Origin of the sequence: Microbacterium sp. LWH3-1.2 (assembly GCF_040675855.1) — a bacterium.
GTDB lineage: Bacteria > Actinomycetota > Actinomycetes > Actinomycetales > Microbacteriaceae > Microbacterium.
This window is the reverse complement of record NZ_JBEGIK010000001.1, coordinates 614,591-630,423: the sequence shown is the minus strand read 5'-3', so window position 1 is coordinate 630,423 and position 15,833 is coordinate 614,591. Positions and strand designations below refer to the sequence as shown.

At 71.1% G+C, this 15,833-nt stretch carries 17 protein-coding genes; 11 read left to right on the top strand and 6 right to left on the bottom strand.

All coding sequences use genetic code 11. From position 1 onward, the window contains the following. Window positions 1-144: 144 nt before the first annotated feature. The 3 genes from MRBLWH3_RS03005 to MRBLWH3_RS02995 are packed head-to-tail and all read left to right on the top strand — an operon-like array spanning window position 145 to window position 1,941. Complete coding sequence (locus tag MRBLWH3_RS03005; protein WP_363428574.1) at window positions 145-582, top strand: VOC family protein; 438 nt, start codon at window positions 145-147, stop codon at window positions 580-582. Next, window positions 583-1,302, top strand: coding sequence for a winged helix-turn-helix transcriptional regulator (locus MRBLWH3_RS03000; RefSeq protein WP_363428572.1), 720 nt, complete (start codon window positions 583-585; stop codon window positions 1,300-1,302). It begins immediately after the preceding gene. Between the two features lie 27 nt (window positions 1,303-1,329). Next, entirely contained in the window at window positions 1,330-1,941 is a 612-nt protein-coding gene (locus MRBLWH3_RS02995) for a dihydrofolate reductase family protein (RefSeq protein ID WP_363428570.1), read from the top strand. Between the two features lie 123 nt (window positions 1,942-2,064). On the opposite strand, the gene MRBLWH3_RS02990 is transcribed toward MRBLWH3_RS02995, so the two are convergent. Continuing rightward, on the bottom strand, window positions 2,065-2,904 hold the full coding sequence (locus MRBLWH3_RS02990; protein WP_363428568.1) for an exodeoxyribonuclease III: 840 nt from the start codon (window positions 2,902-2,904) through the stop codon (window positions 2,065-2,067). Window positions 2,905-3,038: 134 nt separating this feature from the next. On the opposite strand from MRBLWH3_RS02990, the gene MRBLWH3_RS02985 reads away from it, so the two are divergent. From MRBLWH3_RS02985 to MRBLWH3_RS02965, 5 genes are all read left to right on the top strand, one after another. Further along, entirely contained in the window at window positions 3,039-5,294 is a 2,256-nt protein-coding gene (locus MRBLWH3_RS02985) for a hypothetical protein (RefSeq protein WP_363428566.1), read from the top strand. Window positions 5,295-5,359: 65 nt separating this feature from the next. Beyond that, window positions 5,360-6,085: a hypothetical protein gene (locus MRBLWH3_RS02980; RefSeq protein WP_363428564.1), complete on the top strand. Its 726-nt coding sequence runs from the start codon at window positions 5,360-5,362 to the stop codon at window positions 6,083-6,085. Window positions 6,086-6,156: 71 nt separating this feature from the next. Continuing rightward, window positions 6,157-6,735 carry an orotate phosphoribosyltransferase gene (pyrE, locus tag MRBLWH3_RS02975; protein WP_363428562.1) on the top strand — a complete coding sequence of 193 codons (579 nt, stop codon included), beginning with the start codon at window positions 6,157-6,159 and terminating at the stop codon, window positions 6,733-6,735. 110 nt (window positions 6,736-6,845) lie between these two features. Further along, the gene (locus MRBLWH3_RS02970) at window positions 6,846-7,436 is read left to right on the top strand and encodes a carboxymuconolactone decarboxylase family protein (RefSeq protein WP_363428560.1); all 591 of its coding nucleotides are present in this window, start codon (window positions 6,846-6,848) and stop codon (window positions 7,434-7,436) included. Window positions 7,437-7,446: 10 nt separating this feature from the next. After that, window positions 7,447-8,334: an RNA polymerase sigma-70 factor gene (locus MRBLWH3_RS02965; protein ID WP_363428558.1), complete on the top strand. Its 888-nt coding sequence runs from the start codon at window positions 7,447-7,449 to the stop codon at window positions 8,332-8,334. A gap of 132 nt (window positions 8,335-8,466) precedes the next feature. On the opposite strand, the gene MRBLWH3_RS02960 is transcribed toward MRBLWH3_RS02965, so the two are convergent. After that, window positions 8,467-9,039: a YdeI/OmpD-associated family protein gene (locus MRBLWH3_RS02960; RefSeq protein ID WP_363428556.1), complete on the bottom strand. Its 573-nt coding sequence runs from the start codon at window positions 9,037-9,039 to the stop codon at window positions 8,467-8,469. A 321-nt stretch (window positions 9,040-9,360) separates the two neighbouring features. After that, window positions 9,361-10,170: an HAD-IIA family hydrolase gene (locus MRBLWH3_RS02955; RefSeq protein WP_363428554.1), complete on the bottom strand. Its 810-nt coding sequence runs from the start codon at window positions 10,168-10,170 to the stop codon at window positions 9,361-9,363. A gap of 40 nt (window positions 10,171-10,210) precedes the next feature. Between MRBLWH3_RS02955 and MRBLWH3_RS02950 the strand changes: the two genes are divergently transcribed. Continuing rightward, on the top strand, window positions 10,211-11,155 hold the full coding sequence (locus tag MRBLWH3_RS02950; RefSeq protein ID WP_363428552.1) for an SDR family NAD(P)-dependent oxidoreductase: 945 nt from the start codon (window positions 10,211-10,213) through the stop codon (window positions 11,153-11,155). Window positions 11,156-11,311: 156 nt separating this feature from the next. Here the strand turns inward: MRBLWH3_RS02950 and MRBLWH3_RS02945 are convergent, their stop codons facing one another. Together MRBLWH3_RS02945 and MRBLWH3_RS02940 are read right to left on the bottom strand one after the other, a co-directional pair. Beyond that, a complete protein-coding gene (locus tag MRBLWH3_RS02945; protein WP_363428550.1) occupies window positions 11,312-11,947 on the bottom strand; it encodes a metal-dependent transcriptional regulator in 636 nt (211 codons plus the stop codon). Window positions 11,948-11,970: 23 nt separating this feature from the next. Further along, entirely contained in the window at window positions 11,971-13,344 is a 1,374-nt protein-coding gene (locus tag MRBLWH3_RS02940) for an Nramp family divalent metal transporter (protein WP_363428548.1), read from the bottom strand. A 141-nt stretch (window positions 13,345-13,485) separates the two neighbouring features. Between MRBLWH3_RS02940 and MRBLWH3_RS02935 the strand changes: the two genes are divergently transcribed. Together MRBLWH3_RS02935 and MRBLWH3_RS02930 are read left to right on the top strand one after the other, a co-directional pair. Next, a complete protein-coding gene (locus MRBLWH3_RS02935; RefSeq protein WP_363428546.1) occupies window positions 13,486-13,629 on the top strand; it encodes a hypothetical protein in 144 nt (47 codons plus the stop codon). Window positions 13,630-13,674: 45 nt separating this feature from the next. Further along, window positions 13,675-14,343: a TrmH family RNA methyltransferase gene (locus MRBLWH3_RS02930; protein ID WP_363428544.1), complete on the top strand. Its 669-nt coding sequence runs from the start codon at window positions 13,675-13,677 to the stop codon at window positions 14,341-14,343. Window positions 14,344-14,368: 25 nt separating this feature from the next. Here the strand turns inward: MRBLWH3_RS02930 and MRBLWH3_RS02925 are convergent, their stop codons facing one another. Beyond that, the gene (locus MRBLWH3_RS02925; protein WP_363428542.1) at window positions 14,369-15,688 is read right to left on the bottom strand and encodes an MATE family efflux transporter; all 1,320 of its coding nucleotides are present in this window, start codon (window positions 15,686-15,688) and stop codon (window positions 14,369-14,371) included. Between the last annotated feature and the right edge of the window lie 145 nt (window positions 15,689-15,833).

Here is a 15,833-nt window from a genome sequence, read left to right as displayed (position 1 = left end):
AGAACCCGGATGCCGTGTGCCCGGCGCGAAGTCGTGAGGCGCAACATCCGTTCATTTACTTGCTATTGACAAGCTTGCTTGCTTTTTGCAACCATACTTCTGTCGGCGGTCCGGTCGACGGCCACGGTCACAAGGAGCAAGGCAATGACGCATATCTTCGTCAACATCCCGACGAACGACCTCGAGCGCTCGAAGGCGTACTACACCGCCCTCGGCTGCGCGCTGAACCCGCTCTTCACCGACGAGAACGCCGCGTGCATCGTGTGGAGCGACCAGATCTTCTTCATGGTCCTCACGAAGGAGTACTTCGCGACGTTCACCGACAAGGAGTTCGCCGACCCCAAGACCCATGCCCAGGTGCTGCTGTCGATCAGCCGCGAGACCCGCGAGGACGTCGACCGGATCGTCGAGGCGGGTGTCGCCGCCGGCGGCACCGCGCCGGGCGAGCCGCAGGACTTCGGCTTCATGTACGCGCGCGACCTCATCGATCCCGACGGCAACGGCGTCCAGTTCATGTGGATGGACCCCGAGGCGGCCGCCAAAGGACCGGAGGCGTTCATGGCGGAGCAGGCGACGGCGTAAGTGGCGTCCCGCAGCTACGGGCAGTACTGCGGGGTCACGACGGCCGTCGAGCTGATCGGCGAGCGGTGGGCGCTGCTCATCGTCCGCGATCTGCTCGTCGGCCCCCGCCGCTACACCGACCTCAAGCAGGGGCTGCCCAAGATCCCCACCAACATCCTCTCCACGCGGCTGAAAGAGCTGCAGGAGGGCGGTGTCGTGCGCCGCGTGCCCCTGCTGCACTGCGGGCTCGTGTACGAGCTGACCCCGTACGGGCGCGAACTCGAGCCGATCGTGCTGGCCCTCGGCCGGTGGGGGTTCCAGGAGATGGGCGAGCCCCGGCCCGAGGACGTCGTCACGGCGGACTCGCTCACGATGGCGCTCCGAACGGCATTCCAGACGGATGCTGCGGTCTCACTGCCGCCCGCCGACTACGAGCTGCACGTGGCCGATGTCGTACTGCGGGTGCAGGTCGACGCATCGGGGCTGCGGATCGCGCAGCTGCAGCCGGCCGGCCGGCCGGTCGACCCCCGGCTCGGGACGCAGGCCTCGACCACCGGAGAGCCCGACCTGACCTTCGCCGCAGGCCCCGGCATCCGTCGTCTCATCTCCGGCGAGCTCACGCCGGCCGACGCCATCGACCAGGACGTGCTCGCGGTCGTCGCAGGCGACGGCACCCTGCTCGAGCGGTTCGCCCAGACGTTCCACATCCCCATCGACCCCGGAGTCGTGCTCGTCGCCTGAGCCGCCCCGCCCTGGAAGGAGGCGGCCATGACCGGTCGCATCTTCATCGACCTGTTCACCACTCTCGACGGCGTCGCGCAGGCGCCCGGCGGCCCCGAGGAGGACCCGTCGAACGGGTTCCCGTACGGCGGCTGGCAGGCGCCGTTCCCCGACGAGGCGATCGGCGCCTCGATCTGGAGGGGCATCTCGGAGCTCGACGCGCTGCTGCTCGGGCGACGGACCTACGACATCTTCGCCGGGTACTGGCCGCACCAGTCAGGGAGGATCGCGGACGCCCTGAACAGCGCGCCGAAGTACGTCGCCTCGCGCGGCCTGGCCACGCTCGACTGGGAGGGGTCGTCGCAGCTCGGCAAGGACCTCACCCGCGAGGTGGAGGCGCTGCGCGAGAAGCACGAGAACATCCACGTCATCGGCAGCATCGACTTCGTGCAGACGCTGCTGAGGGAGCAGCTGTTCGACGTGCTGACGCTCTGGGTGTACCCCGTCGTGCTCGGGCAGGGCAAGAAGGTGTTCCCGGAGGGCGCGCACCCCGCGAACGTCACGCTGCTCGAACCGGCCGTCACCGGCCCCCTCGGCGTGATCCAGCTGAGGTACGGACCCGCCGCAGGGGACGTGCAGACCGGCGTAGTCGAGGAGTGAGGGCTCGGCGCCGGCGTTCCGGCGAACATCGACGCCACGGCCGGAGTTGCATCGATGGTGTCCACGCTCCCGCTGGCGAGCAGAGGAGCATGGCGGATGCCGCGGGCCGCAGCATCCGTGATCTCAGAAGATCATCGGGCGATCGTCGTCGTCGGGACCCTCCAGGTCGAGGTCGACGACGACCGGCACGTGGTCGCTCGGAAGCTCGCCCTTGCGCTCGTCGCGGTGGATGGTCGCGCCGGTCACCGCGTCGGCGAGAGCGTGCGAGCCGAGGATGAAGTCGATGCGCATGCCCTCGTTGCGGGGGAACTTCAGGCGCTTGTAGTCCCAGTAGGTGAAGCCGCCGGGGATCAGCGGCCGGACGACATCCTGGAGGCCGGCCGTCCCGAAGGCGGCGAACGCCTCGCGCTCGGGCGGTGACACATGCGTCGAGAAACCGGGGACGACGGCGGGGTCGCCGTTGTCGGCATCCGTCGGCGCGATGTTGAAGTCGCCGACCAGCGCGAGTGCGAGGTCGGGGTTCGCGGCGAGCGAGTCGGTCGTGTACTGCTGGAGCGCCGACAGCCAGTCGAGCTTGTAGTAGTAGTGAGGATCGCCGAGCGAGCGGCCGTTCGGAACGTAGAGGCTCCACACCTCGACGCCGCCGATCGTGGCGCCCATGGCCCGTGCCTCTTGCGGCGCGTCGGGGCCGTTGTGCCCCTTCTCGAAGCCGGGCATGCCCGGGAAGGCGGTGCGCACGTTCGTGAGCGGCTCGCGGCTGGCGATCGCGACGCCGTTCCACTGCGAGAAGCCGTACGCCTCGACGTGGTAGCCCGCCTCTTCGAACCGGTCGAATGGGAACTGGTCGGTCTTGCACTTGATCTCCTGCATCGCGAGCACGTCGATGTGCTCGCGCACCGCGAAGTCGACGATGCGGTCGACCCGCGCGCGGATCGAGTTGACGTTCCAGGTGGCCAGGCGCATGGGATCAAGCCTAGGCGGGGCGGCGGACGTCGAACGGCGCGGCGGGTGCCCATGACCCCTGGCGTATCAGCGCTGAGAGGAGGATTCTCCTTTCTGTCAGCGGCCGCGTCCGCGGTCGGGAAAGCGAGACCACCATGGACCACGACTGCGGCTGCGGCCACACGGCCTCCGCCGTGCGCGACGACGTTCCCCTCGAGTTCGACGCCGACGGCGAACTGGTCACCGGACCGGTCATCCGTCCCGAGCTTCCGACCCGGCCGTGCCCCCTCGGCACGCTGGACGGCTCCTGGCTGCTCGAGCTCCAACGGCGCATGGTGTTCGCCCCCGAGGTTCGCGGCGCGCTGCGCATCGAGGTCGGCAGCTCCTCGCTGCGCATCTCGGGCGACATGTACTCGCGGCGCGTCTTCCCGCCGGTGCTCGGCGAGGTGCAGCGTCCCGTCCCGATCCCGGATCCGGGGCCGTTCGCGGGCGCCGACGCCGACGCGCGCGACCTCGGCGCGGCGGACGGGACGGCGGTCTCGGACGAGCTCGCGGTGAGCCCGCGCACGTACCCCGCGTTCCCGAGGTCCGAGTACTCCTGGTACTTCCGCTCGAACGGCGCCACCTACATCGACGGCACCCTCACCGTGCAGATCGTCCGCCACCTGTGGAACCGCACGACGCAGGAGTTCGTGTCCACCGACACCGGCACGCTCACGCTGCGCTGCCGGCGGCCGCTCGTGCTCGCGCCCGCGTCCTCACTCGTGGCGTCGTCGCAGCGCATGACCGGGACGCTCTCGATCGGCGGCACCGTCACCGACGTCACGGCGCGCAAGACGTCGCCGATGTACCGCGGGTGCCGTATCGAGGTGGATGCCATGGTCAACCGCGTGTTCCCGGTATCCGCCACCATCGGCTCGGGGGCCGCGGCGAACGTGCGCTCGGTCTATGCCTCGGCCGGCTGGGACGTCACCGTCGTCACCGACGAGATCGACGTGCCCAACGACGCCGACCTCACCAACGCCGAGCTCGCGACGCTGATGAGCGGGCATCGCCAGGCGGTGAGCGGCGAGCAGTGGCGACTGTGGCTCTTCATCGGCTCGTCTCAGGGCGGGCTGTTCGGGATCATGTTCGACGACGACACCGTGCCGCGCGAGGGTGCCGCCGGATTCGCCGACGTGCAGCTCGGCAACGACTCGTTCATCGCCGCCGCGGCGCGTGGCAGGCCCCTCGACGAGGTGCCGGCGGCGTTCCTGCGCACCCTCGTGCACGAGGCGGGGCACGCGTTCAACCTGTGGCACCCCAAGCACGACGTCCACAATCCGGGCATCGGCATCGAGATCATGAACCAGACGGGCGACGTCATGGGCTTCGCGACCGTCGCGAACCCGTACCCGGGCAACGCGGCGTTCGTGTTCTCGGACCACGACCGCACGTCGCTCATCCACTCGCCCGACCCGCAGGTGCGGCCCGGCTGGAAGAACTTCGGCTGGGGGCACGGCAATCTCTCGGCAGGTCTGCCGGCGCCGGTCGACGTCGCGGGCCTCGCAGGGGACACGGGCGACGACGCGCTCGAGCTGACCGTTGCGATGCCCGCGCAGGCGTTCGTGGGCGAGTACATCACCGCCGAGGTCGCGCTCACCAACGTGTCGGATCAGCCCCGCACGGTCACGACGCTGATCAACCTGTCGGAGGGCGACCTCGTGTTCGTTCACACGTCGCCCGACCGGTCGCTCGAGCACCTCGTCGACGTCGCGATCGGCTGCGGTCCGCGACCGACGACCGTGCTTCAGCCCGGCGAGTCGATCCGGGGCCACGTGCAGGTGTTCTTCACGAACCAGGGTGTGACCTTCACCGAGCCGGGCCGCCACACGGTCGCCGCGCAGCTCGAGGTCGATCCGGTGACGACCGTGCGCTCGGCGCCGGTGACGGTCGACGTGCGCGGTCCCGGCTCCGGGGCCGAGGTCGACATCAGCGCCAAGACGCTCACGCCGGGTGTCGGGCGCGCGATCGCCCTGGGCGATTTCGCGACGGATGCTGCGGCCCGAGCTGTGCTGACCGACTTGGCCGAGCAGCACAGCGACACCGACACGGGAGCCGCCGGGGCGCTCGTGCTCGCGAACTCGCTGGCGCGGTCGTTCACCGACGTCCGCGCCCGCGGCGTGCGGGAGGCGGCGCCCGACGAGGCGGCGCACTTCCTCGAACTGGCGCTGGCGGGCCGTTCGGCCGAACGCGTCGCTGCGCTCGCCGTGACGGTGGCGAGCCCGACCGAGAAGAACGCGCCGGTCGTCGCCGACACGATGGCCGCGCTCAGGGCCCGTTCGAAGGGTGGCACGCGGTCGGCGGCGGGGAAGGATGTCTCGGCGGCCGAATTGATCGCGGCCGACTTCGTCTCGCCGCAGGGACGCTGACGGGGTGGCGGACGACCGGGACCGGAGAGGGTGACAGCGGGGCGGCGCGGGGGAAGGATCGACGTGTGACCTCCGATGCGCAGGGCGGCGGGGTGGAGCTCCGGCTCCGGCTCGCCGCCGAGACGGTTCCGCTCGACCGCATCGCGTACGCCGAACTGGCGATCGTCGCGGTCGGCGGGGCGGCGACCGTGAGCGCCCGGCTCAACCTCATCGAGGGCGACCTCGACATGCAGATCACCGGGCCCGACGGGCACATCGCGCGAGCCACGTGGCCGTGGCCCGTCGACTCGGCGCCCCGCTCGATCGAGCTCGCGGCCGGGGAGCGCCTGGTCGCCGCCGTGCCGCTGGTCGCCGAAGGCAGTGAGCCGCTGTTCCCCGTGCCCGGTCGCTACGAGGTGGTCGCGCGCTTCGCGGTGCGGCCCGGCGAGACGCTCGCCTCGAACACGGAGGTGCTGGTGCGCACCGCGGCCGAGGACGCCGCGCGCGCCGCGGACCTCCGCGATCGCGATGTGGTGCAGAGCCTGCTGGGGGCAGGCGTGATCGGCGCCGCAGAGCCCGCGCTCGAGCGTCTCGCCGAGTCGGAAGACACCGGGACCGCGGTGGCCGCGCGCCTCGCGCTCTCGCGCACGGACGCCTTCGCGGAGGACGCGGCCGATCCTGCCGTGTCTCGGGCGGTCGCGGCGCTCCTGCCTCCGGGCGCCACCGGGCGGGACGAGCGACGTGACGCGGTCGCGTCGCGTGCCCCCACCCGCGACGCCGCGATGCTGAACGGACGCCCGGTCGGCGAGTGATCGCGAGCCGGGATCAGCCGGCGATGAGACTCGGACGGGCGCGAGGGCGCAGCATCCGTAAAATCGAGGGCATGACCGCCGCCTCCACGCCCGAGCTCGAAGCCGACCGCCAGTACCTGATCGCGCTGATCCAGGACGAGGCGGTGTTCCACGGGGACTTCACCCTCTCGAGCGGAAAGAAGGCGACGTACTACGTCGATATGCGCAAGCTCACGCTCGACCACCGCGCGGCGCCCTCGATCGGACGCATCATGCTCGACCTGATTCGCGACGTGGACGGCATCGTCGCCGTCGGCGGGCTCACCCTGGGTGCCGACCCGATCGCCAACGCCGTGATGCACGAGTCCGCGCGCACCCACAAGCCGCTCGACGCCTTCGTCGTGCGCAAGGAGCCGAAGGACCACGGACGCGGCCGCCAGGTGGAGGGGGCGGATGTCGCGGGCAGGCGCGTCGTCGTCGTCGAAGACACCTCGACCACGGGGCAGTCGGCGCTCAAGGCCGTCGAGGCGCTGCGCCGCGAAGGTGCTGAGCCCGTCGCCGTCGCCGTGATCGTCGACCGCAAGACCGGCGCGCAGGCCGCCGTCGAGGCCGAGGGGCTGCAGTGGCTCGCCGCGATCGATCTCGACGACCTCGGCCTCGACGCCCAGTAGAGCACCCCGGCAGGCGACGCGGCACTCGTGGTGACTTCTGCGGCCGATGTCACACGCCGGCGGCGGCCGGTGTCTCCATGTCGAAGGACTCGTTCGACACGGAGGTAGACATGACCAGCGACACCCGCATCCCCACCGCAGACGTCACCGGCGCCCAGGGCGCGATCATCACGTTCGCCGCGCGCAGGATGATCGGCCGCGTCCCCGACTCCCTCGGTGTGCTGTGGCACCATCGGCGGGTCATGAAGGACGCGATGGGCATCGGCCAGAAGGTCGAGGGCTGGCGCGAGCTCGACCCGAGCCTCGCGACCTTCGCTGCGATGGCGTCGGCGGCGACCATCGGCTGCAGCTTCTGTCTCGACTTCAACTACTTCATGTCACGCAATCGCGACGTCGATGCGGCGAAGGTGCGCGAAGTGCCGCGGTGGCGCGAATCGCACCTGTTCACGCCGCTCGAGCGCCGCGTGATGGAGTACGCCGAAGCCGCGAGCCAGACGCCGCCGGCCGTCACGGATGAGCTTTCCGATGCGCTGCTCGAGGATCTCGGCCCTGCGGGACTCGTCGAACTCGCGGCCCGCGTCGCGTTCATGAACATGTCGGCGCGGATGAACATCGCGCTCGGCATCCGTTCCGAGCACTTCGCGGACGCCTGCGGCCTGCCTCCGCTGGCCGAGCGTCCGGCCGTCGGCGCTTCCGCGTAGGCTCCCGACCATGAGCATCGCCGCCGTCGACGACCCGTTCGTCACGCACCGGAGCCTGCTGTTCACCGTCGCGTACGAGATGCTCGGCTCGGCCGCCGACGCCGAGGATGTGCTGCAGGAGTCGTGGCTGCGGTGGGCGGCGGTCGACCGCGACACCGTCCAGGAGCCGCGCGCCTACCTCGTGCGCATCGTGACGCGCCAGGCGCTCAACCACCTGCGCACGGTCTCGCGGCGCCGCGAGGAATACGTCGGCGAGTGGCTTCCCGAGCCGCTCCTCACGAGCCCGGACGTGGCAGACGACGTCGAGCTCGCCGAGAACCTCTCGATCGCGATGCTCACGGTGCTCGAGACCCTCGGGCCCGCGGAGCGCGCCGTGTTCGTGCTGCGCGAGGTGTTCGACGTGCCGTACGACGAGATCGCGGACGCTGTGGGCAAGACCCCTGGGGCGGTGCGGCAGATCGCACACCGCGCGAAGGACCACGTCGCCGCCCGCAGGCCGCGCGTCACGGTCGGGCCCACCGAGCACGAGCGGGTCGTGGAGCGCCTGGTCGTGGCGCTCAACAGCGGCGACCTGCAGGGGCTCATGGACGTGCTGGCGCCCGACGTCGTGTCGGTCGCCGACGGCGGCGGCAAGGTCCGCGGCGCAGCCCGCCGGCCCATCGTCGGCGCGGATCGGCTCGCGCGCTACCTCGTCGGCGGCATGGCGAAGGTCGAGGGCACCCTCGTGGCGTCGTCGACGTGGGTCAACGGGCAGCCCGGGGTGCGCATGGAGCTGGACGGCGTGCTCGTGGGCGTCGTGAGTCTCACCGTCGTGGACGGGCGCATCACCCAGGTGTACTCGATCGCGAACCCCGAGAAGCTCGGGCATGTCGATGCCGAGGCCGTGGTCGCCCGCTGAGGTTCGCGTCGGGTGCCTGGCGTCAGTCACCCTTGCCGCGGCGGCGCCACCACTGCCAGAGGATGACGGTGAGTGAGCCCAGCGTGATCAGCGCGGCGGTGAGGAGGAGCAGTGTCTGCTCGGTCCCTGAGATCACGGGCGCTTCCCTTCTGCGGCATCCGCCACGATCTTCGCGACCCGCGCGGCCCGCGTATCGGGGCGCCGTGCCATGTCGACGTTCGTGATGCCGAGCTTGCGGCTCGACGGCGGGAACGCGTCCCACGCGGCGCGTGCAGCGGGTGTGGCGTCGAGCGCCGCGGCGAGGTCGTCGGGCTCGCGCAGCGCCTCGGCGTTGTCGAGCACGGTCCACGCGCCGTTCGCCTTGGCGACCTCGACGGCGCGATAGCCGGCCTCGGTGATCAGGCCTTCCTCCTCGAGCTGGATGAGCCGCGCTTTGTTCGTCGCCGCCCATCCACTCGTCGCGCGCCGCGGCGCGAACCACAGGCCGCCGCGCTCGTCGTCGAACGAACGCACCGGACCGTCGATCCACCCGAAGCACAGCGCCTGCAGGATCGCGTCCTCGTAGCCGATGACCTCGAGCCCCGAACCCGGTCGCGCCCGCACGAGCCACGCCCCCTTCGAGGTGCGATGGTTCGCGTCGAGCCACGAGCGCCAGGCCGCGGCATCCGTCACTTCCACCATCTCGCCGTCGTCGAGTGCTCCCATGATCGCGACCCTACCGGGAGCCGCCGACCTCGACGTGCGCGCAGCGGTGGGAGCCTGAGCCCGCGGGCGCGGCGGACTCTGAGGAGCCTGCCGCTCCCGCGCTGGAACGGATGCCTCGGCTCGGCGCATCCGCCTCCTCATTCGAGGTCGTGGGCCGAGCTGAGGGCCTATCGCGGGGTATCGGTCCTCAGCTCCGCTCCGATCCTCAGATGAGGACCAGCGTCGCAACGGGAAGCGGCGCGGTGGGGTGGCGGGATGCCGGGGGCCGGGGGCCGCGGCATCCGTCCCCTCCCTCGACGTCGGGGGCTGAGGAGACCTGCGCTACAGGAGCTCGGGGTCTTCGGATTCGACGGGCTCGTGGTCGAGGAGGGCGGCCACCGAGTTCAGCACCTCGTCGGGGCGGAACGGGTAGCGGGCGATCTCGGCGGCGTCGCTGATGCCGGTGAGCACGAGCACGGTGTGCAGGCCCGCCTCGATGCCGGCGACGACGTCGGTGTCCATGCGGTCGCCGATCATGCCGGTGTTCTCGGAATGCGCGCCGAGGCGGTTCATCGCCGAGCGGAACATCATCGGGTTCGGCTTGCCGACGACGTAGGGCTCCATGCCGGTCGCCTTCGTGATCAGCGCCGAGATCGCGCCCGTGGCGGGCAGCACGCCCTCGGTCGAGGGACCGGTGGCGTCGGGGTTGGTCGCGATGAAGCGCGCGCCGACGTTGATGAACCGGATCGCCTTCGTGATCGCCTCGAACGAGTAGTTGCGGGTCTCACCGACGACGACGTAGTCGGGATCGGTCTCGGTCATGATGAAGCCCGCCTCGTGGAGGGCCGTCGTCAGCCCCGCTTCGCCGATGACGAAGGCCGAGCCGCCGGGCATCTGCGACGTGAGGAAGTCGGCGGTGGCGAGGGCCGAGGTCCAGATCGACTCCTCCGGCACGATGAGGCCGGACGACCGCAGCCGGGCCGACAGATCGCGGGGCGTGAAGATCGAGTTGTTGGTGAGCACCAGGAACGGCACGCCCTGATCTCGCCACTGCTGGAGCAGGTCGGAGGCCCCGGGGATGGGGGTGTTCTCGTGGACCAGCACGCCGTCCATATCGGTGAGCCAGCATTCGATGTCCACGCGGGTCCGCATGCGTCCAGACTAGGTCCCGGGCAGGCGTAGGGTCGTTCCCGTGACGTGGGACCCCCGGACCCTCCCAGACCTTTCCGAACGCGTGTACCTCGTGACCGGATCCAATACCGGCCTCGGCTACTTCGCCTCGGAGCAGCTCGTGCGCGCCGGCGCGCACGTGCTGATGTCGGCGCGCCATCCGAACCGCCTGTCGGCCGCGCGCGCCGCGATCCGCCGGCGGATTCCGGATGCTGCCCCCGACGCGACCGAGCCCCTCATCCTGGACACCTCCAACCTCGCGTCGGTGCGCTCCGCCGCGGCGAGCGTGCGGGGCAAGGGCGGCCTCGACGGCGTGCTCCTCAACGCCGGCATCGTCCACGCGCCGAAGGTGCGCGAGACCACGATCGACGGGCACGAGGTCGTCTTCGCAACCAACGCCCTCGGCCATTACGCGCTCGCCGGCGAACTCCTCCCTGCGCTCGCGGAAGCCCACGGACGCATGGTGTGGGTGGGCAGCATGTCGACCTCGCTCACGCCCTATGACCCCGTCGACCCGCAGCTCGTCGACGGATACACGGCCTGGCGCGCGTACGTGCAGTCGAAGGTCGCGACGTCGGCGTTGGGCTTCGAGGCCGACCGGCGCCTGCGAGCGGCCGGCATCCCGGTCGCGAGCGTCGTCGCCCACCCCGGCTACTCGACCGGCGGCCGCACGCCCGGCATCGTCGGTGTCAACGAGCCGTCGCGCGCCAAGCGATTCCGCGACAACCTGCAGGCGGCGATGGCGCAGTCGAAGGAGCGCGGCGCGTGGCCGCTCGTGCGGGCGCTCACCGACCCCGGCATCGAGGGCGGCGAGTTCTGGGGTCCGCGCACCGGCTCGCGCGGCGAGCCCCGCAGGCAGACCGCCTCGAAGATCACGCGCGATCCGGTGGTCGCCGCCCGCCTGTGGGACGTCGCTGAGACCGCCACGGGCGTGCGCTGGCCGTTCGAGATGGCCGCGCGCGGCTGACCTGACTCGCACAGGATCGGCGGTTCTGTGCGACACCTCGGCGCGCAGCATCCGTTTCCCGGCACGCCGCCGCGAACCTCCGATCCTGTGTCGGGACGCCGATGCGCTCGGGGCGTGTCATGGCACCCGAGCCGCGACGACACGCCGGCGAGGCGCTCAGGCGGTGAGCCAGACCGCCGCTTTGGCCGCCGGGGGCAGTGCGACGTCGGAGCCGTCGATACGCAGGGCGGCAGCATCCGTCACCGTCACGGTCGCGCCGACGGACACACCGGCTGACTCGACAGCCCTGAGCAGCTCGGGGTCGCGGTCGCTCACGCGCAGCACCCGTCCGACATGTCCGGTGGGCGCGTGGGCGAGCAGCACGAACGGCTCGCGGTGGACACGGCCCGCGGCATCCGGGATCGCATCGCCGTGCGGGTCGAAACGCGGGCGTCCGAGGCGCTCGTCGATGCCCTCGAGGAGCCGGTCGCTGATCGCGTGCTCGAGCACCTCGGCCTCGTCGTGCACCTCGTCCCACGCGTAGCCGAACTCGCGCACGAGCCAGGTCTCGATGAGCCGGTGCCGGCGGATGATCGCCGCCGCGCGGCGCTCGCCCTCCGCGGACAGCGCGATGGGACCGTACGGGCGATGCGTCACGAGACCCTGCGCGGCGAGCTTCTGCACCATCTCGGTGACGCTCGACGGCGCGAGACCGAGCTCGCCGGCAAGCTGCGACGGCGTGATGCGATCGTCCTGCCACTCGGTGTGGTGATAGATCGTCTTCAGGTAGTCGTCGATCGCAGGTGAGGCCACGTTTTCAGGGTACCGGGCGGCCCTCACGCCCCCGTCAGCACGAGATAGAGCAGCATCCCGTTGAGCGCGATGAGGAACACGGATGCCGCGATCCCCGCGATCGTCGTCCACACGCGGTTGCGGTACCCCCCGAGCACCTCGCGGTTCGCGGTGAGCGCGATCAGCGGGATGAGCGCGAACGGGATGCCGAAGGACAGCACGACCTGGCTCAGCACCAGCGCGACCGTCGGGTCGAATCCGACCGCCAGGATCGCGAGCGCCGGGATCAGCGTGACGAGGCGGCGGGCGAGGAGCGGCACCCGGATGTGCAGCAGGCCGTGCATGATCTCGGCCCCGGCGTAGGCGCCGACCGACGTGCTGGCGAGGCCGCTCGCCAGGAGGCCGACGGCGAACAGGGTCGCGACCAGCGGGCCGAGGCCCGCGTACAGCGCGGCGTACGCGCCCTCGAGGGAGTCGGTGCCCGGTACCCCCGCCAGGTTCGCGGCCGCGAGCAGCAGGATGCAGAGGTTCACGGTACCTGCGATCAGCATCGCGATGGTGACGTCCCACTTGGTCGCGCGCAGAAGGCGACGAGTGGGGATGCCGCGCAGCTCGGCCAGCGTCGGGTCTGCCGGAGCCCCGATCGGGGCATCCGCAGCGCGGGAGCCGCGCGGCACCAGTCGATCGCCGCCCAGCGCGACGGCGGCCGCGGCCGGTGGCGGGGCGAAGCGGTCGCGCGCCAGGGCGCTGTGCGCATAGATGGCGTGGGGCATGATCGTCGCGCCGAGGATCGACGCCGCCAGCAGCACCGAGTCGGTGCCCTCGAAGCGCGGCACCAGGCCCGCGACCACGCTGGCGCCGTCGGGCGGCGCGACGAAGACGCCGAACGAGAACCCGATCGCGATGATCGCGAGCAGGCCGATGACGACGAACTCGAACGTGCGCGGACCACGTCGCGACTGGATGAGCAGGAGCGCGATCGACACCGTCCCGGTGATCACGCCGCCCCACAGCAGCGGGACGCCGAACAGCAGGTTGAGAGCGACCGCCCCGCCGATCACCTCGGCGATGTCGGTCGCCATCGCGACGAGCTCGGCCTGCAGCCAGTACGCGCGTCGCCCCCAGCGGTTGCGGATGCGGTGGCCCAGGGTCTCGGGGAGGCTCCGCCCGGTGACGATGCCGAGCTTGGCCGACAGGTACTGGATGAGCCACGCCATGACATTGCCGAGCACCACGACCCACACGAGCAGGTACCCGTACCGCGCGCCCGCGGTCATGTTGCTCGCGACGTTGCCGGGGTCGAGGTACGCGACCCCGGCGACGAGCGCGGGGCCGATCAGCCACGCCAGGCGGGGCACCGACAGGCGTCGGCTCGCGAGCGGGGTCGGCGTGCTGAGATCCTCGGCAGTTTTCGGCATACCGAAAACCTAGCCTGTTTTCGGCATACCGAAAAGAGCGCATCGGCGCACGCACGGCGGGCGATGTCAACCCCCGACCGCGGCTGTCGGCTCGCGAGTACCTCTGTGTCAAGCGCCGAATCACCCGAAAGCAGGCGAAGCATGACGACGAAGCTGGTCGTATTCATCCGGCAGCTGGTGGCCGGAGTGCGCCTCCGCACGCACCCGCGGCTGCGCCGCAGCACGTGGCGCTCCTCGCTCGCCCAGACGCGGCGGGGCCGGGGGCGCCGGTCGCCCCGACCCTGACACCCGAACGCGGAGGCGGTCGCGAGCCCGGGATAGCCTGGGCCCGTGACGACCCCCGAATCGCCCGCCGCCGAGCACGGCGAACCCGCCGAGCCGACGCTGCCCGTCGGCGTGGGGCCGTGGCCCGGCGGTCCCGTCGCCTGGCCAGACGACGCGCGCTACGACCGCGAGCTCCTCGCGCACGGCGACGCGCGCAATGTGGTCGACGCCTACCGGTACTGGACGATGGACGCCATCGTCGCCGACCTCGACACGCGCCGCCACGCGTTCCACGTCGCGATCGAGAACTGGCAGCACGACATGAACATCGGCTCGATCGTTCGCAGCGCCAACGCGTTCCTCGCCGCCGAGGTGCACATCATCGGCAAGCGCCGCTGGAATCGCCGCGGCGCCATGGTGACCGACCGCTACCAGCACGTGCGCCACCACGAGACGGTCGCGGCCTTCACGGAATGGGCGGATGCCGCGTCCCTTCCCGTCATCGCGATCGACAACGTCGAGGGCTCGCTCGCGCTGCCCGCCGCCGATCTGCCCGAGGCCTGCGTGCTGCTGTTCGGTCAGGAGGGACCTGGGCTGTCGCCGGAGGCGCTGGCGGCAGCATCCGGAACGATCCAGATCGAGCAGTACGGCTCGACCCGCTCGATCAATGCGAGCGCCGCGGCGGCCGTCGTGATGTACGAGTGGTGCCGCCGGTGGGCCGCCTCCGGTCGTTGAGCGAGCTTGCGAGTCGAAACGCGGGTCACGCGCCGGCGGTGAGCCAGGCCGAGCCGCGCACGCGCCAGCCGAGGGTGGCGAGCCGGGCGAGCATGTAGACGCCGAAGAACGCGACGGCCAGCCACGCAAGCCCGGCGGCGCCCACGGGGTGAAGCCAGGCGACGAGGACCAGCGCGGGGACGAAGGGCACGAGATTCAGCACCCCGACGATCGCGAGGTACTTCGCATCGCCCGCGCCGATGAGCACGCCGTCGAGCACGAACACGACCCCGCACACGGGCTGGGCGATCGCCAGCACGATGAGGGCGGGCTGCACGAGCGTCGCGATGCCGGCGTCGCCGGTGAACGCCAGCCCGATGACCCCGGACAGCGCCCCGATGATCGCACCGGTGATCACTCCGAACCAGGCGCCCCACGCGACGGTGCGGCCGAGCACGCGGCGCACGAGGGGGGAGTCTTCGGCGCCGAGGCCCTTGCCGATGAGGGCCTGGGCGGCGATGGCGAGCGCGTCGAGCGCGAATGCCGCGGTCGAGAAGATGGTGAAGGCGACCTGCCAGCCGGCGAGCTCGACCGTGCCGAGCCCGGTCGCGACGGCGACCGTCGCGAGCAGTGCGAACCGCAATGAGACCGTGCGCAGGAACAGCCATCCGCCGGACCGTGCCGAGCCCCGCACGCCCTCGCGCTGGGGACGGACGGATGCCTCGTGCCGCCGCGCGAGGCGTCCGATCACGACGGCGTAAGCGGCGACCATTCCCCACTGAGCGACGACGGTGCCGATCGCCGAGCCGGCGATGCCCCAGCCCAAGCCATAGATGAACAGCCAGTTGAGCAGGGCGTTGGCGGCGAAGCCGAGGCCGGCGATCCACAGAGGCGTCACGGTGTCCTGCATGCCTCGCAGGAGCCCGGTGGCGGCGAACACCACGAGCATCGCAGGCAGGCCCCACATCGAGATGCCGAGGTAGATCTCGGCCTGCTGCGCGACGTCGGGCGTGGCGCCGAACAGGCCGACGAGGAGCGGGGTCGCGACATAGCCGACCAGCGCGAGCACGGCACCGATGCCGAGCGCGAGCCATATGCCGTCGATGCCCACCGACACCGCACGAGACGGGTCGCCCGCCCCGAATCGGCGCGCGACCGCGGGCGTCGTCGAGTACGCCAGGAACACCATGAGCCCGACGATCGTCTGCAGCACCGCCGAAGCGATGCCGAGTCCGGCGAGCGGCTCGACGCCGAGGTGCCCGACGAGCGCCGAGTCGACGATGAGGAAGAGCGGCTCGGCGATCAGGGCGCCCAGTGCCGGCACCGCAAGCCGCAGGATGTCGCGGTTCAGGGTGTCGGTCGTCACCCCTCGAGCCTAGGAGGCGGCGCCGACGCTCAGGCGCGGCATCCGTTGATCCTCAATTGAGGACGAGAGCCGAGATGCGGGCCGATTCTCACCGCGGCGTCCGCATTTCGGCAACGGTCCTCACCTGAGGATGGAGGAGGATGCT

Bases quoted from the DNA above. Each gene is read 5' to 3' on its own strand.
- MRBLWH3_RS02990 (WP_363428568.1), bottom strand. From the start codon at position 2,904: ATGCGCCTGGCCACCTGGAACGTCAACTCGATCCGCGCGCGGGTCGAC.
- MRBLWH3_RS02960 (WP_363428556.1), bottom strand. From the start codon at position 9,039: ATGGGAGCACTCGACGACGGCGAGATGGTGGAAGTGACGGATGCCGCG.
- MRBLWH3_RS02940 (WP_363428548.1), bottom strand. From the start codon at position 13,344: ATGCCGAAAACTGCCGAGGATCTCAGCACGCCGACCCCGCTCGCGAGC.
- MRBLWH3_RS02970 (WP_363428560.1), top strand. From the start codon at position 6,846: ATGACCAGCGACACCCGCATCCCCACCGCAGACGTCACCGGCGCCCAG.
- MRBLWH3_RS02985 (WP_363428566.1), top strand. From the start codon at position 3,039: ATGGACCACGACTGCGGCTGCGGCCACACGGCCTCCGCCGTGCGCGAC.
- MRBLWH3_RS02935 (WP_363428546.1), top strand. From the start codon at position 13,486: ATGACGACGAAGCTGGTCGTATTCATCCGGCAGCTGGTGGCCGGAGTG.
- MRBLWH3_RS02955 (WP_363428554.1), bottom strand. From the start codon at position 10,170: ATGCGGACCCGCGTGGACATCGAATGCTGGCTCACCGATATGGACGGC.
- MRBLWH3_RS03005 (WP_363428574.1), top strand. From the start codon at position 145: ATGACGCATATCTTCGTCAACATCCCGACGAACGACCTCGAGCGCTCG.
- pyrE (WP_363428562.1), top strand. From the start codon at position 6,157: ATGACCGCCGCCTCCACGCCCGAGCTCGAAGCCGACCGCCAGTACCTG.
- MRBLWH3_RS02965 (WP_363428558.1), top strand. From the start codon at position 7,447: ATGAGCATCGCCGCCGTCGACGACCCGTTCGTCACGCACCGGAGCCTG.
- MRBLWH3_RS02995 (WP_363428570.1), top strand. From the start codon at position 1,330: ATGACCGGTCGCATCTTCATCGACCTGTTCACCACTCTCGACGGCGTC.